Annotated in this window: 15 protein-coding genes; 7 read left to right on the top strand and 8 right to left on the bottom strand. The window is 64.9% G+C overall.

Annotated elements, in window-relative coordinates; translation table 11 throughout:
- Positions 1 to 105 precede the first annotated feature (105 nt).
- Together AB0O52_RS17955 and AB0O52_RS17960 are read left to right on the top strand one after the other, a co-directional pair.
- A complete protein-coding gene (locus AB0O52_RS17955; protein WP_364540308.1) occupies positions 106 to 543 on the top strand; it encodes a hypothetical protein in 438 nt (145 codons plus the stop codon).
- A gap of 43 nt (positions 544 to 586) precedes the next feature.
- Positions 587 to 1,123: a hypothetical protein gene (locus AB0O52_RS17960; protein ID WP_364540311.1), complete on the top strand. Its 537-nt coding sequence runs from the start codon at positions 587 to 589 to the stop codon at positions 1,121 to 1,123.
- Positions 1,124 to 1,132: 9 nt separating this feature from the next.
- Here AB0O52_RS17960 and AB0O52_RS17965 read toward each other — a convergent pair whose 3' ends face one another.
- Positions 1,133 to 2,026: a rhodanese-related sulfurtransferase gene (locus AB0O52_RS17965; protein WP_364540314.1), complete on the bottom strand. Its 894-nt coding sequence runs from the start codon at positions 2,024 to 2,026 to the stop codon at positions 1,133 to 1,135.
- A 125-nt stretch (positions 2,027 to 2,151) separates the two neighbouring features.
- Here AB0O52_RS17965 and AB0O52_RS17970 point away from each other — a divergent pair, with 125 nt between their 5' ends.
- On the top strand, positions 2,152 to 2,847 hold the full coding sequence (locus AB0O52_RS17970) for a GNAT family N-acetyltransferase (protein WP_364540317.1): 696 nt from the start codon (positions 2,152 to 2,154) through the stop codon (positions 2,845 to 2,847).
- A gap of 111 nt (positions 2,848 to 2,958) precedes the next feature.
- Positions 2,959 to 5,301 carry a DEAD/DEAH box helicase gene (locus AB0O52_RS17975; protein ID WP_364540319.1) on the top strand — a complete coding sequence of 781 codons (2,343 nt, stop codon included), beginning with the start codon at positions 2,959 to 2,961 and terminating at the stop codon, positions 5,299 to 5,301.
- Positions 5,302 to 5,335: 34 nt separating this feature from the next.
- On the opposite strand, the gene AB0O52_RS17980 is transcribed toward AB0O52_RS17975, so the two are convergent.
- The 7 genes from AB0O52_RS17980 to ssd all read right to left on the bottom strand — a co-directional run bounded on the left by AB0O52_RS17980 (position 5,336) and on the right by ssd (position 10,714).
- Positions 5,336 to 5,713: an Rv3654c family TadE-like protein gene (locus AB0O52_RS17980; RefSeq protein WP_364540322.1), complete on the bottom strand. Its 378-nt coding sequence runs from the start codon at positions 5,711 to 5,713 to the stop codon at positions 5,336 to 5,338.
- Positions 5,710 to 6,201, bottom strand: coding sequence for a TadE family type IV pilus minor pilin (locus AB0O52_RS17985; protein ID WP_364540456.1), 492 nt, complete (start codon positions 6,199 to 6,201; stop codon positions 5,710 to 5,712). Before AB0O52_RS17985 ends, AB0O52_RS17980 begins: the two co-directional genes overlap by 4 nt.
- A gap of 149 nt (positions 6,202 to 6,350) precedes the next feature.
- Complete coding sequence (locus AB0O52_RS17990) at positions 6,351 to 6,713, bottom strand: DUF4244 domain-containing protein (protein ID WP_364540325.1); 363 nt, start codon at positions 6,711 to 6,713, stop codon at positions 6,351 to 6,353.
- 147 nt (positions 6,714 to 6,860) lie between these two features.
- Positions 6,861 to 7,277 carry a type II secretion system F family protein gene (locus AB0O52_RS17995; protein WP_364540328.1) on the bottom strand — a complete coding sequence of 139 codons (417 nt, stop codon included), beginning with the start codon at positions 7,275 to 7,277 and terminating at the stop codon, positions 6,861 to 6,863.
- Positions 7,278 to 7,491: 214 nt separating this feature from the next.
- Complete coding sequence (locus AB0O52_RS18000; protein ID WP_364540331.1) at positions 7,492 to 8,301, bottom strand: hypothetical protein; 810 nt, start codon at positions 8,299 to 8,301, stop codon at positions 7,492 to 7,494.
- On the bottom strand, positions 8,298 to 9,551 hold the full coding sequence (locus AB0O52_RS18005) for a TadA family conjugal transfer-associated ATPase (RefSeq protein WP_364540334.1): 1,254 nt from the start codon (positions 9,549 to 9,551) through the stop codon (positions 8,298 to 8,300). The genes AB0O52_RS18000 and AB0O52_RS18005 overlap by 4 nt, the downstream gene beginning before the upstream one ends.
- Positions 9,548 to 10,714, bottom strand: coding sequence for a septum site-determining protein Ssd (ssd, locus tag AB0O52_RS18010; RefSeq protein WP_364540338.1), 1,167 nt, complete (start codon positions 10,712 to 10,714; stop codon positions 9,548 to 9,550). Before ssd ends, AB0O52_RS18005 begins: the two co-directional genes overlap by 4 nt.
- A 159-nt stretch (positions 10,715 to 10,873) precedes the next feature.
- Here ssd and AB0O52_RS18015 point away from each other — a divergent pair, with 159 nt between their 5' ends.
- The 3 genes from AB0O52_RS18015 to AB0O52_RS18025 all read left to right on the top strand — a co-directional run bounded on the left by AB0O52_RS18015 (position 10,874) and on the right by AB0O52_RS18025 (position 13,885).
- Complete coding sequence (locus AB0O52_RS18015) at positions 10,874 to 12,568, top strand: bifunctional 3'-5' exonuclease/DNA polymerase (RefSeq protein WP_364540340.1); 1,695 nt, start codon at positions 10,874 to 10,876, stop codon at positions 12,566 to 12,568.
- A 44-nt stretch (positions 12,569 to 12,612) separates the two neighbouring features.
- Positions 12,613 to 13,476 (top strand): CHAD domain-containing protein, encoded by an 864-nt coding sequence (locus AB0O52_RS18020; protein ID WP_364540342.1) that lies wholly within the window; start codon positions 12,613 to 12,615, stop codon positions 13,474 to 13,476.
- 208 nt (positions 13,477 to 13,684) lie between these two features.
- Entirely contained in the window at positions 13,685 to 13,885 is a 201-nt protein-coding gene (locus tag AB0O52_RS18025) for a DUF1508 domain-containing protein (RefSeq protein WP_364540345.1), read from the top strand.
- Positions 13,886 to 13,887: the final 2 nt, after the last annotated feature.

The following is a 13,887-nucleotide window of genomic DNA, read 5'->3' on the forward strand; positions in this document are numbered from 1 at the left end:
TATTGGGGCTGCGGCTGGCGGGTCTCGCTGGTTCCTGCGTCGTCGGTGGCTGTGTCGTCGGTGGCTGCGTCGGCCGGGAGGCGTTCGAGCAGGTAGCGTTGAATCATGGCATTTCACCCCTCCACTTGGCGTCGCGCTGCGCTTTTGGTCATTGGCGCAGCCACCCTGGCGATGACGGCGTGCTCCTCCGGGGGGTCTGTCTCCAACGCCGACATCCCCGCGTGGAAGGCGACCACCATGCCCTCGTCAGCCGGGGTCGTCGTGGAGGACTCCGGGAAAATCGCGAACCGCGACCCCCTGGTCAAGAACTTTGCCAGCGTCGCTGCGGGGAGCTACGTCTTGACTGTTGCCTGCGACGGCGGCGGTAAGGCATTCTTCGACGTTTCCTCGGGCGGTACGCGGATCACCGAGGCCGGGGCTGCATGCAATGGCAGCCGGGAAACGTCCCGCATCAAGATTCCATCGGCCGGGCCCCTGAGCATCAGCGCCAGCAGCGTAGATGCGCCGGTGATATACGCGTACCAACTGGTACCGGCTTCGTAACCGCCCCTCGTTCCCGGGCTGCAGCGCGGCGTAGAGTCGGATCATGGGGTGGGTAGGCGCCCTGAAAGTACCGACGACGCGGTCGGCGATTCCCGCCGTCGTGCTGTGCAGTGTGCTCGCGTGCGGCACCGTGGCGTCGTGCGAATACACCTACGACGACGGCCGTGCGCCGGTGAGCAGTCCGCCGTCGCCGGCCATCACGGATCCGGTACTGACCCGCGACCCTGCCTTGGGACGAACCGTCACGGGCGATGCGCTGAAGGCCTGGGCGCAGGACGTGCTTCCGGACGTGAACGGGCTGTCCTTCTATAGCAGCTTCGGCCTGTTGTCCGCCGGAGAGTCCCGCGACGAAGAGACCACCCAGCTTCCCGGGGGCACGTACTCGGTGACGCTGGCGTGCCGAGGTGCCCGCAGCGCCGAATTCACCGTGCGAAACGGGAGCGAAATCCTCATCGCGCTGACGCTGCGGTGCGGCACCACACGGGTCAAAGTCCTGCAGCTGGAGACGGACGCCGTCCTGGGTATCACGATCACCGCGAAAGCGCCGGCGAACTTCGCGTACCGCATGAGCCGGATCTAATGACCGGACCTAAGCTGCGCAGCCTTCCGGGCAACGCAACGTTTCCGGGCTCGAGGCACACTCGGCGCAATAAAGCGTGAGGTTGCGGCAGCTCAGATTGGAGCAATTTTCAAACTTGTTGGTGGGTGCCTGGCAACGGACGCATTGGCCGATGGTCTTGGCTTCCTCACTGAATTCCAGGTGCATGCGCTTGTCGAAAACGTACAAGGAGCCTTCCCACAGGCCTTGGTCCTTGTACGTTTCGCCGTAGCGGACAATTCCGCCGTCGAGTTGGTAAACCTCCTTGAAACCGCGGTTCACCATGAGGCTGGAAAGGACTTCGCAGCGGATTCCGCCGGTGCAGTAGGTGACGACAGGCTGGTCCTTGAGGTCGTCGTATTTTCCCGAGTCGAGTTCGTTGATGAAGTCGTGGGTCGTGGCGACGTCAGGAACAATTGCGTCCTTGAACTTGCCGATCTGGGCTTCGAAGGCGTTGCGTCCGTCGAAGAACTTCACATCCTGTCCGCCCGCCTTCTTTTCCTCCAGAAGTGCGTGAAGCTCTTCAGGCTGAAGGTGTATGCCGCCGCCGACGACGCCGTTCTCATCCACCTTCAGTTCGCCGGGGGCGCCGAAGGACACGATCTCATCGCGAACCTTGACGCTGAGCCTCGGAAAGTCGTCTGCGCCGCCTTCGGACCATTTGAAGTCGATGCTGTGGAAGCCCTTGTATTCCTTGGTGGTCTTCACATATTGCTTGACGTTGTTCAGTTCCCCGCCAACCGTGGCGTTGATGCCGTCCTTTGAAATAAGGATGCGTCCGGTCAGGCCGAGCTTCTCGCACAGGGCGCGCTGCCAGAGCCGGACGGCGTCCGGGTCCGCGATCGGAGTAAAGCCATAGAAGAGCACAATTCTGTTTAAAGCCACGTATTTAAGGGTACTTGCTGGCCCCAAACCCATGTGTCGGGCTGTCATCGGGCTGCCCTAAGTGTTAATGGAGCTGTTACTGACGGCCCCTGTTGATTACCAGACCGCTGGCATAGTCTCTCTACATGAGTCACGACGCCTTGGTTGAAGACATCGCTGAGCTGCTCGAAGTCTGGGTGGCTGGCTGGTCCGGGTCCCGAAGCTACGAAACGCGCAAGGAAGGCCGCTTCCCGGCAGCCCTGCGTGCGGACAAAACCGGCGACTGGGAATTCTTTGCGCACGACCCGTCGAATGCTGAATTCGCCGAACTGGCAGCCAAGACCGCCCAGGCGGACACCCGTATCCTGACGATCCTCACCAACGACGTCGCGCGCTACACCCAGTTGGCTCGCGAGAACGGACTGTACGTCACTTCGGATTCCCAGACCATGATGATCGTGGACATGGGGACGCAGGATGCGGAAGATCCGTGGCTCTCGGATGACGACCTCAAGCTCACGACTTCCGAAAGCAAAGGGGTCCATTACGCGGTGGTCCATGCCGGTGAAAAGGTGGCGGCCAGCGGTCAGGTCTTCGTGGTCAGGCAGACGGCGGTCTTCGACAAGATCGTCACCGAGCCCAACTACCAGCGCCGGGGACTGGGAAGTTTCATCATGAAAGCCCTCGCCGCGCAGGCATTTCAACACGATGTTGAAAGCGGCCTCCTCCTGGCTTCCTTGGACGGACAACATCTCTACTCCCACCTTGGCTGGAAGCACGTGTGCCAGGTACTTATGATGTCCACCAAACGGGTGGACGAGACTGACCTGTCGGTCGCGTAGCTGGGCCTGCGGCGCCGGAAGCTGCCGGCAGCGGGTCCGCAGCGGGTCCGGTAACAAGTCCGCGGCTGTACCGACAACCGTCGGCTCCCGGCGCGATGACAGAATGTTCAAGTGAAGGCAACTGAATCGATGATCTCCCTTCTGGGCCGGAGCCCAGACCCGGAGCAGTTGCGACATGTCCGCACTATTCCGGCACGCCAGGCCGTCCATGAGTCATGGCCGGGCTGGGCCCATCCCGATGTGGTTGCTGCCTACGGGGCCTTGGGCATCCACGAACCGTACCGGCACCAGATCGAAGCAGCCGAGCTCGCCCACTCGGGCCACAACGTCGTTATTGCAACGGGGACCGCCTCCGGCAAGTCACTTGCCTATCAGCTGCCTGCCCTCGACGCGATCCATCGTTCGGAGCTGCGGGTGCTGTCCGAACCGGGCAAGATCCACGACGACGGTGCCGTCACCCTGTACCTCTCCCCCACCAAGGCGCTTGCCGCCGACCAGCTGGCAGCGATCCGCGCACTCAGGCTGCCAACGGTCCGGGCGGAAACGTACGACGGCGACACCGAGCAGTCCCAGCGCCGCTGGATCCGCGATCACGCCAACTTCATCCTCGCCAATCCCGACATGCTGCACTTCGGGATCCTGCCCAACCACACATGGTGGGCCCGCTTTTTCCGCAGGCTGCGGTACGTCATCGTGGACGAGGCTCACAGCTACCGCGGGGTGTTCGGGTCCCACGTCGCCAACCTCATGCGCAGGCTCCGGCGGATCTGCGCCTACTACGGTGCCGGCACCTCCTTTCCTGAACCGGTATTCATCGCGGCGTCGGCGACAGCGTCAGACCCCGGCACATCCTTTGCCCGGCTCATCGGCACCCCCGTCCGGGAAGTTTCCGAGGACTGTTCACCGCATGGCTCCACCACGGTGGCTTTTTGGGAGCCTGCCCTGACCGAGCTGAAGGGCGAAAACGGGGCAAAATCCCGCAGGACAGCCGTGGCCGAGACCGCAGACTTGCTGGCCAATCTGGTGTCCTCCCGTGTGCGGACCATCGCCTTCATCAAATCCAGGCGCGGCGCAGAAACAATTTCCTCCATCACCAAGCGCCTCCTCGATGAGGTGGACCCCAGCCTGCCCCAGCGGATTGCTGCGTACCGCTCCGGCTATCTCCCCGAAGAGAGACGGGCTTTGGAAAGGGCCCTGCGTTCCGGTGAGCTGCTTGGCGTCTCGAGCACGTCCGCATTGGAATTGGGTATCGATATTTCGGGGCTCGATGCGGTCCTGGTAGCCGGCTGGCCCGGGACGAGGGCGTCCCTGTTCCAACAGATCGGACGGGCCGGCCGCGCAGGCCAAGACGCCATTGCCGCATTCGTAGCCAGCGACGACCCCTTGGACACGTACCTCGTCAACCATCCGGAGGCAATCTTTGATGTCTCAGTCGAGGCCACCGTCTTCGACCCCGGAAACCCCTACGTGCTCGGCCCCCATCTGTGCGCCGCAGCGGCCGAGCTCCCGATCGGCGTGGCCGAACTTGACATGTTCGGGCCAACGTCCGAGTCCCTGCTGAATCAGCTGGTGGAACAGGGGTACCTGAGGAAACGGCCCGCGGGCTGGTTCTGGACCCATCCCGAGAGCGCCGCGGCCATGGTGAACCTCCGCGCAGATGGCGGCGGCCCGGTAAGCATCGTGGACTCCGAGACCGGCTCCCTGTTAGGCACCATGGACTCGCCACAGACGCACTATCAGGCACACACAGGCGCGATCTATGTGCACCAAGGCGACAGTTACTTGGTCGAGGAACTGAACGAAGAAGACCACTGCGTGGTGGTTCGCCGAACCAACCCGGACTACTACACCACAGCACGGGACGTGACCCAGATCGAGGTCCTGCAGACTCTCCGGACCATGGAATGGGGGGATATCGCGGTCCACTTCGGCGAAGTGAAGGTAACAACACAGGTGGTCTCCTTCCAACGTAAGGCACTGATTTCCAATGAGGTTTTGGGGGAAGAACCGCTGGAACTCGGGGCCAGGGATCTCTTCACCAAAGCGGTATGGTTTGTGGTTCACAACCGTTCGCTGACTGGCGCAGGACTTGTCGAGGCCCAGTTCCCGGGCGCTCTTCACGCCGCCGAGCACGCCGCCATCGGGCTTCTTCCGCTGGTCGCTTCAAGTGACCGTTGGGATATCGGCGGAGTCTCAACAGCGCTCCATGCCGACACCGGAGTTCCCACGATTTTTGTGTATGACGGCCATCCAGGCGGCGCCGGATTTGCCGAGCGCGGCTTTGAGAAAGCCAAAGTGTGGTTGACCGCCACAAGGGACGCCATCAAAGCGTGCGAGTGTGACACCGGCTGCCCTTCCTGCGTCCAGTCCCCCAAATGCGGCAACAAGAACAATCCGCTGGACAAGGACGCCGCGGTCACCCTGATCGACGTGCTCCTGCGGGACGCGACCTAGGACGCTGCTGAAATATGCGTTGTTCGGCAGTCTCCTAGGGCGGCGGTCCGGCCCGAGAGCGGCCGGTTGCGGTCCCGAAGACTGCGCCGCGGTCCAGCTCAGTGCGGATCTCGACAATCCCGCCTTTGCCCACAGTGCACGCCGACAACGAAGCTCCGTGCCGCGCGGCTGTTGCGCTGGCGACCACGCAAGGATCCCCGGTTGTCAGGCCGCGTGCCGCGTCGGCTCCGGCGAGGGCAGCGAGATCGGCGGCGGATGCTGCACGGTGGGCCATCGCCATGGCCTGTGCCAGGGTCAACGCCGCCGCCATGCAGATCATGACAACAAGGCCCACGGCAACGGCCAGGATGGTTCCCGAGCCGCGCTCCACCGCGCCACATCCATCACCGGCGCGGGCGCCATCAGCCCTCACGCCGCGACCTCTTCAACAGCGGCCTGGAGCCCGAGGGACGGCATAGCCTCGTTGAAGTCGACAACTCCGTCTCCGCCCGTGAGGAGGCGCACAGTGGCCGCCGACGACTGCGGGGCCTCTCCCCTTGCAGATGCCGTCGCCGAAAGCCGCCACGGAATGAGAGAGCCCAACGGACCGGCGACCCGGGAGGAGACTGTGACGTTGATCCATTCGCCGTCTTCGGAAACGACGGCCGAGGCGGCATCGCCTGCCAGTCTTCGAACGATTCCGTCTACCGCCGCGTGGCCATCTCCGCGGGCGAGGGCCCGGGCTCCTGCCCTGGCCGCCTCTTCCAAGCGAAGCTGCGTAATTCCCGCGGCCGATGCTGCCAGAAGCAAGGCCAAAAGAAGCAGGACAGCGGGTAGTGCCACGGCGAATTCCGCAGTCACAGCACCGCGGTCTCTCTCAGGGAGAGCATCTCGCCGACGGTCCCCCTGCGGGCCATCCAGCTTCTCTGTCGGAGGAGGCCGTCTGATCGAAGGAGGCCACCGCCGCACAACGCCGGCAGCCGAACCTGCTTGCTTCTCCGTGAGCCGCCCTGCCGATGCCGGTTGACTCATCGAACGCTCCGCACCGCGATTTGAACCCCGGTGCTGTGTCATGGCAGGGAGAGTGCGCTGCGAATGAGGCCGAGGAGGAAGCCACGTACTTCCTCGCTGCGAAGAATGACCACCAGGAGTCCGGCGAAGCCCACGGCGGCAAGAGTGGCAATGGCATACTCGGCCGTTGCCATCCCCAGCTCGGACCCCATGAGCCGCTTCTTCGACCGTTTCGGAGCCGCAGAATCGTCGCTGGACCGCGCACGGCCTGTTTCAGGTCTGGAATGCGGCTGGATTGGCAGCCTGACAGGCTCGCTTCCCGGCGAACCCGGGAACAGTTCAATGACCTCGGCCTCCCGCCGAGGAGGAACTGCCTGGGCGAGGGACAGGGCGGTATGTGCAGTATCCACGGTTGCGTTCACTTCAGGTCCTTTCTTCGTGCCGACTCGGCCGGCGGCTGTACCTCGACTCTTCCGTCGGTATCCAGGCTCCGAAAGTCCCCAGGTCTCCTAAGTGGAAAACTCGCCTCTGACGGTTCGTGTGGAGGGAAACTCGGGCGGGATTGCCGGCTATCCCCCGGACGGAAGCATTGCCAAAAGAACCGGGACGACACCAAAACAGATGAAGGCAGGCAAGGAACACAGACCCAGCGGAATCACGAGTTTCACTCCGAGAGCGGCAGCGCGCTTCTCCGCCATCCTGAACTGTTCACGCCGCATGCGTGCTGCCTGGGCATAAAGGATTGCCGAGGACGGCGCGCCGGTCAGGGCAGCGAAGGCGAGCGCATCCTTGAGCTTGCGCGCTTCAGTGCACTTCTGGCCCGAACTCCGCCATGCCGTCTCCCAGTCCATTCCGATGCCGAGGGCTGCAACCACGGTTCGCAGTGAGCGGCTGAGCTGCGGGGACGCGCATCCGGCGATCAACTCGAGGGACCGTCCGAGTCCCGCCCCTGAGTCGAGCATGGCAGCCACCAGCTCAAGGATCATGGGCACATCGTGCAAGCCTTCCTGCCCCTCGGGATTCCGGAAAGTGCCGGCCGCCTCGCCCCTGCGAGCGTTGTTCTGCGGGCCGCTGCGCCCGGGTGAACCGCAAAGCATTCGCAAGGCTATGCGCCGCCGGGTTCTTCCCTGATACGCGAGCCCTAGAATTGCGGCGAAGATCAACGCCAGGGACACCGCGATGGCGGGGAGGCCGGGCCCATCAGTCAACGCCCACCGCGGCATTCACCAACCGAGATGACCAGATTCTGCCCGTGACGGTCAGGACGCACCCGGCCGCGAGCGCGGCCCATCCGACGCCGTTTGCCAGCAGGACCCCCAACGGATCCACGCCAAGCATCATGCCCAGCCCCAGGCCCAACACCGGCAGCCAGGTCAGAAGGCGCACAGTCGCCTTCGGGCCGGCCAAGGCAGTTTGCCGCGCATCACCGGCGTCGTCCTCGGCCTCAAGCTGGGCGGCGAATCGGCTCAGCACGTCGGCCAAGGGACAACCACTCGCCTCCGCGACGTCCAGGCAAGCGGCAAGTTCTCCCCAGATCCGGTGTTCCACGGAATCCCGGCCCTGGAGATCCTTTGCTGACGACACTCTGATGGCTTCGGCGACCGAGCTCCCCATCATCGATGCCGCCCGCGCGGCCGCGAGAACTTGCAGGGACCCAGACGACGGCTCGGGCAATCCCGGGGCATTTCCCCGCGCCTTGGGGAACCCCGCGTCGCCCGGACCATTGCGGCGATCCCTGGCTCCATGCACCATCCAGAGTTCCTCCCAGAGCCTTGACGTCGAACGGCCTCCCCGAAGGAGAGCGGCCAACTGCTGTACGAGTACCGTGAGCGGCAATGCGTCCGCGCGAGAGCCCCTCCGCGGCATGCGCGCCACGGCCCCAGCCACCACCACAGGCCCGGCCGAAGGGGCACCAGGCAAAGCGCGCACTATCCGCTTGCCAGATCCCCGGGACGGTTGGAAGGTCACCCAGGCAGCGGCCGCCAGGACGAGAATGAGGAATCCGCTCACGCGACCGCCCCAAGGTGATCTGATCGGGAAACCGGGCCCGGGGGCGCAAGCAGGAGCCCGGGGTCCAGCTCAAGGCGAGCTGCGAGCTCCTTCCAGGCGGGCCCGGCAACGGCGGCACCCGCCCGCAGTTCGACGGCAGGAACGATCGAGTGGGAGGACGCGTCCTCCGCCAACAATCCAATGCAGCACACTCTCCTTCCGGCGGGCGTCCGTTCGACGTGGACCACTGCGTCCAATGCCGTTGAAAGCTGCAGTCCAACGGCTTCCCGGCTCAAGCCTGCAAGCGCGCCCAAGGCCACGAGCCTGGCCGGGACCGCGGAGGCAGTGTTGGCGTGGATAGTTCCGCCGCCGCCCGTATGGCCCGTATTGAGTGCCGTCAACAGCTCTCGGACTTCGGCACCGCGGCACTCGCCCACGATCAACCGGTCCGGCCGCATCCGCAGCGCCTGCCGAACGAGTTCGCCAAGGTCGAGTGCGCCACCGCCTTCGAGGTTCCCGTGCCTGGACTCAAGGGAAACCACGTGAGGGTGCACCGGGTTCAATTCCGAAGCGTCTTCAATGAGGACGAGCCGATCATGCGGGCTGCTCAAGCCGAGCATTGTGGACAGCAAGGTGGTCTTCCCGGAACCGGTGGCCCCGCTGATCAGGAAACTCAGCCGGCGGTCAACCATGGCCTGCAGCACCTGCTGGACCGGCGCCCCGAACATGCCTCCAGCACGCAACTCGTCCATCGAGAAAACCTCCTCGCGCCGAATCCGCACGGAAAGCAAGGTTCCGGCAGTGGAAATCGGAGGCAGTACCGCGTGCACCCGGTATCCGCCGTCGAGACGGACATCGACGCACGGCGAACTGTCGTCCAAGCGACGCCCACCGGCCGCCACAAGCCGGGAGGCCAAGGCACGGATCTGCGATTCGCCGTCGAAATGCAGCTGGGCCCGTTCCAGGCCCTTGCCGCGGTCAAACCACACCGAGTCGGGGCCATTCACGAAGATGTCCGTCACTGCGGCATCGCGTGCGAGCTGTTGGAGGGGCCCAAGTCCGCTTAGTTCTGCGCTGATCGATTCGACGGCGGCAAGCGCCCCCGAGGTTCCGAGCAGCCTGCCCGTCGCGTGGACGGCCGCTGCCACGCGCGACGGAGTGACGGGTCCGGCGTCGGCCATGACGGTTTCCCGCACGGTTTCAAGGAGCGCGGCGTCCACGGGCCGGGTATTGCGTCGGCGCTCGCCTCTGGGGAATGCTGAGGCACTCATGCTTCGCCGTCGTCGAGTAGTTGAAGGACAGACTCCGCAAAGCGGCGCACGGCCTTGCGCTTGCCGGATTCCAGAAGGCGTCCGAGCTCAGCTGCCGCGGCCGTGCCGCGGAGTTCGGGGAGCACGCCGTGGAGAGGCAGTCCCAGAGATTCGGCGATGAGCGGTGCGTCCAGGGCCGTACCGGCATTCCCCCGGATCACCAGGGCAGTGTCCACGGGCGGCAACTCCTGCAGAAGCTTGGCTGCCGCGACTGCTGCCCGGAGTTGGGCCGGTGCCACGAGAAGGATCCTGTTGCAGTCCCAGGCGAAGCTGCCAAGCGATTCTGTTCCGCGGCCGATGTCGACAATGACTAGTTCAAATCCCCGCCTCGCCGCGTCAAGGACAGCAGCGACGGCCCCGGGCTCCACTTCCGGCGAGCGCTCGCGGCTGCCCGGCCAAGACAAGAAGGAGAATCCTCCGGCTGTGGGAAGTGAGTCGCTTAGCTGCCCGGTGCCGATGCTGCCGCTGGCACCTGCAAGATCGGGCCAGCGCAGTCCCGGCGCATCTTCAGCGGCCAGGCAAAGCTCGAGGCCCCCTCCCCGGGGATCCCCATCAACCAGGAGCGTCCGGACTCCGTGGACGGCCGCTTCCTGGGCCAGCCAGACCGCAGCCGTGGACGCGCCGGCACCGCCGCATCCTCCTGTCACCCCGAGCACGAGTCCGCCAGGGTCCGGGTCATGGGACCTACCGAGGTGCTCCGCCAGCCAGCCTGCAGCTTCCGGCAAGACAGCCACGCGCTCGGCCCCCAGCGCAGCTCCCAGTTGCCACAAAGAGTCCCCTTCACCGTTGAGGCCCAGCAAGACGGAAGGTGCACGACGACGGGGCGGAAGTTCGCGGACATCGCTGCCGAGAAGCACCATCCCAGCGGTGTCCCAAATAGGCAAGGCAGCGGACGAATCGACGACTGTCCGGAGACCGACGCCGACAGCGGCCGCGATCCTTTCTGTTTCAGCTCGTAACCTGACGTTTCCCGTCACCAAGAGGACTTCCCCGGAACTGGCAGGAAGCCACGGCTCTCCGGGCCGCGGACGGCCACGTTGAAGCGCCGTCGAGCCCCGCGCGCCGTTGGGCCCGGCCCCGCTTCCGCCGCTGTTGTGGTTCCGCTCGAGATGTTGCCCGCTCATGAAGCCACTCTCTGCGTTTCGCCACGGGCATTGAAGGCCCCGATCGGCGTATGTGGATAAGCACTCACAACAACCCCTGTGGGGGACGACTCTGAATCGCGGACGGCAGCAGTCCGCAAAGTGCAAGGTTCCACGGATTCACAGGGCAGAATTGTCAGCATGTACCTGCTGCTCGCCGCCCATCCAGACGGCGCAGCCATTCAGGAAAGCGATGCCGCCGGAGCAGCCGTGGCGGAGCCGCGCGTCGTGCGAAAGGCCGATCTCGCCGGCGTCGTCAGCATGTTGGAGAAGAGCCGCCCGCGCTGGGTCTGGAACCGGACCCAGGATTGGTACCCTGCGATGCTCCGGGCCGGAGTGGAACTGGAGCGGTGCCATGACCTCACGCTCTGCCGCGCCATTCTGGTCCATTCCGAGTTCACGGCGCACACCGACTACGCCCGCAGCGCGGAAAAACTCACGCAAGACGACGAAATGCCGGTTGCGCCGCGGGTCCTGCAACCTCCGCCTCCGCCCGCCGAGCAGGACGCGCTGTTCGACGACTTGGTCCCGCGCAGTACCCAGCCGAGCCTGAACGAGATCCGGGCCGAGTTCGCGGCCCAGCAACACGCGCTCGGCCAGGCCTCCAGGGAAGAAGGCCGGCAGCACCGCCTGAAGCTGCTGCTCGCAGCGGAATCCGCCGGTGCAATGATTGCCGCCGAAATGCGGTTCACGGGTGTGCCCTGGCAGGAGACGTTGCACGAAGAAATCCTGGAAGGCCACCTGGGTCCCCGGCCCCCTGCCGGCCACCGGCCAGCCAGGCTTCAGGCGCTCTGCAACGAGCTTCGCGGGATTCTGCACTCTCCGAAGCTGAATCCGGATTCACCCCAGGACCTCATGCGTGCCCTGCACCGGAACGGCATCGAAGTAAAGACCACCCGCCAGTGGGAACTCAAGGAATCCAAGCACCCGGCCATCGGGCCGCTACTGGAATACAAGAAGCTTTCCCGCTTGTTCGCTGCCAACGGCTGGTCGTGGCTGGACGCGTGGGTCAACGGCGGTCGCTTCCGCCCCGAGTACGTCGTGGGGGGCGTGGTTTCCGGCCGTTGGGCCTCCAGGGGCGGCGGTGCATTGCAGATCCCCCGCCAGATCCGCGGAGCGGTGCATGCCGACCCGGGACACAAATTGATCGTCGCAGATGCCTCCCAGCTCGAGCCCCGGGTCCTGGTGGCGCTCGCGCAGGACTCGAAGATGGCCGAGGCCGCGCGCGGCAAGGACTTGTACGCCGGCATCGCCGCGCAGGGCTTCGGGGGCGACCGCTCGAAGGCCAAGATCGCCCTGCTCGGCGCGATCTACGGTGCCACCACGGGCGAATCCGGGCGCCTCATGCCTCAGCTCACCCGCACTTATCCCCGGGCAGTCGGCTTCGTCGAACAGGCAGCCCGCGACGGCGAAGGCGGCCGCACCGTGACCTCAAGGTTGGGCCGCAGCAGCCCGCCGCCGTCGGAACGCTGGATCCGCAGCCAGCAATCCACGACGGCGGAAGAGCAGCGGCGCGCGGACAGCATCGCGCGCTCGCGGGGCCGTTTCACGCGGAACTTTGTAGTACAAGGTTCCGCTGCGGACTGGGCGTCATGCTGGCTTGCCGAACTTCGGCGGCGGCTGCGCACCGCGCGTGCCGACGGCCTGCCTGCCGGGGAACTCGTGTTCTTCCTGCACGACGAAGTCATGGTCCACGCGCCTGACGAGTCGGTAGAAGCATGCATCACCGCCATCGAAGAGGCCGCGGCCGCCGCCAAGGAACTGTTGTTCGGGCGGGTTCCGGTGGAATTTCCGGTGAGCGTCGCCGTCGTCGATTCTTACGACAAAGCGAAGTAAGAGGCGCTATTGCCCCGGGCGTAACAGCAGAGGACGATTGCCCCGTGGGACACAAAGGCCAGGCCCCGCTGGCCGCATACATCGCCTTCCAGCTGACGGAGTTGGAAGGACAATTGCCGCTGATCGCAACAGCCGATCCGGAAGCCGTACACAATGCCAGGCTTGCCCTTCGCCGGCTCCGTTCAGTCCTCAGCTGCTACCGCGGCATGATCCCGAAACTCCCCCGGCAGGCCCGCGAGGAAGTCGGCTGGCTCGCAACTTCACTCGGTGAGTCCAGGGACGCCTACGTCCTGGCGCAGAGGATCCGGCTATCCCTCGACACAAAGAATTCCTGGAAAAGCCCCGAGGCCGTGCGCCTGGCCGTGGAGGAACTGGAAGCGTCCAGCGCCCGGCTGGCCGCTTCCCTTGGCGGGCACAAGCGCGGCAGGCGCACGGTGCGTGCTGCAAGGTCCGCGCTCTTGGAAGTCCCTGCCGCAAGGGAATACAAGCACCCGACGGCGGAGCTTGCGGAGCGCCTCCAGGCACGGTGGGAGCGCTTGCAGCGGAGCCTCGCGGAGCAAGCGGGCAGCAGCGACCCGGAGGTGCGCAACGCGGCGCTCCACCAGGCACGCAAAGACGTCAAGTGCCTCCGCTACTCGGTGGAGGCGGTCGCGGACGCCTTCAGCCATCACGCCTCCGGTGTGATCCAGCCGGCCATCGGCCTGCAGCGGCTGTTGGGCGAGCAACATGATGCCGTCGTGGCCGGCGAATGGATCAGGGAACTGGCGAAAAACCCCGGCATTGACGCGGAAGATGTCCAAAGGCTGGAGTCGATGGAAGTCCGCCGGCGGCTCAACGCGGAGGAAGAGTTCCGGATGGCGATTGCCGAATATCCAGTTCCGGCTCCGAGGCGTGCATTGGTCTTTTGAAGTCCGGAACCATAGCCCCCAACGGGGCCGAAAGCGAGTCATACGGCGGAAACGAAGCTGGCATGACCCGGGCAAGTAATATACCCCAAAGTAACTTCAGCACTCCCTTCCTTCTGGATAGTCTCGCCTTATGGTGTTCGAAGTGAGGGACGCCACAGTGCAAAGACGCATTCACTGTGCGGGCAGTAAACAAGGGGGAACAGCAACGATGGCTGGACGATTCGAAATTCTCAAAGACGGCGAAGACGGCTACCGATTCCGGCTGGTGACAGCCGACGGAACGCTGGTAGCGGAGTCTCCGCAGTTCAAACAGCTGAAGGCCGTGTCGGCCGGCATCACCGCCGTGCGGGAAAATGCCGCCACGGGCATGGTCGTGGATCTTTCAAAAACGGCCCCGCACGCAGCGTAGGG

It is taken from the genome of Arthrobacter sp. NPDC080073 (assembly GCF_040686575.1).
In the GTDB taxonomy this organism is placed as follows: Bacteria; Actinomycetota; Actinomycetes; order Actinomycetales; family Micrococcaceae; genus Arthrobacter.

Bases quoted from the DNA above. Each gene is read 5' to 3' on its own strand.
- AB0O52_RS17955 (WP_364540308.1), top strand. From the start codon at position 106: ATGGCATTTCACCCCTCCACTTGGCGTCGCGCTGCGCTTTTGGTCATT.
- AB0O52_RS17960 (WP_364540311.1), top strand. From the start codon at position 587: ATGGGGTGGGTAGGCGCCCTGAAAGTACCGACGACGCGGTCGGCGATT.
- AB0O52_RS17970 (WP_364540317.1), top strand. From the start codon at position 2,152: ATGAGTCACGACGCCTTGGTTGAAGACATCGCTGAGCTGCTCGAAGTC.
- AB0O52_RS17995 (WP_364540328.1), bottom strand. From the start codon at position 7,277: ATGATCCTTGAGCTGGTGGCTGCCATGCTCGACTCAGGGGCGGGACTC.
- AB0O52_RS18005 (WP_364540334.1), bottom strand. From the start codon at position 9,551: ATGAGTGCCTCAGCATTCCCCAGAGGCGAGCGCCGACGCAATACCCGG.
- ssd (WP_364540338.1), bottom strand. From the start codon at position 10,714: ATGAGCGGGCAACATCTCGAGCGGAACCACAACAGCGGCGGAAGCGGG.
- AB0O52_RS18015 (WP_364540340.1), top strand. From the start codon at position 10,874: ATGTACCTGCTGCTCGCCGCCCATCCAGACGGCGCAGCCATTCAGGAA.
- AB0O52_RS18025 (WP_364540345.1), top strand. From the start codon at position 13,685: ATGGCTGGACGATTCGAAATTCTCAAAGACGGCGAAGACGGCTACCGA.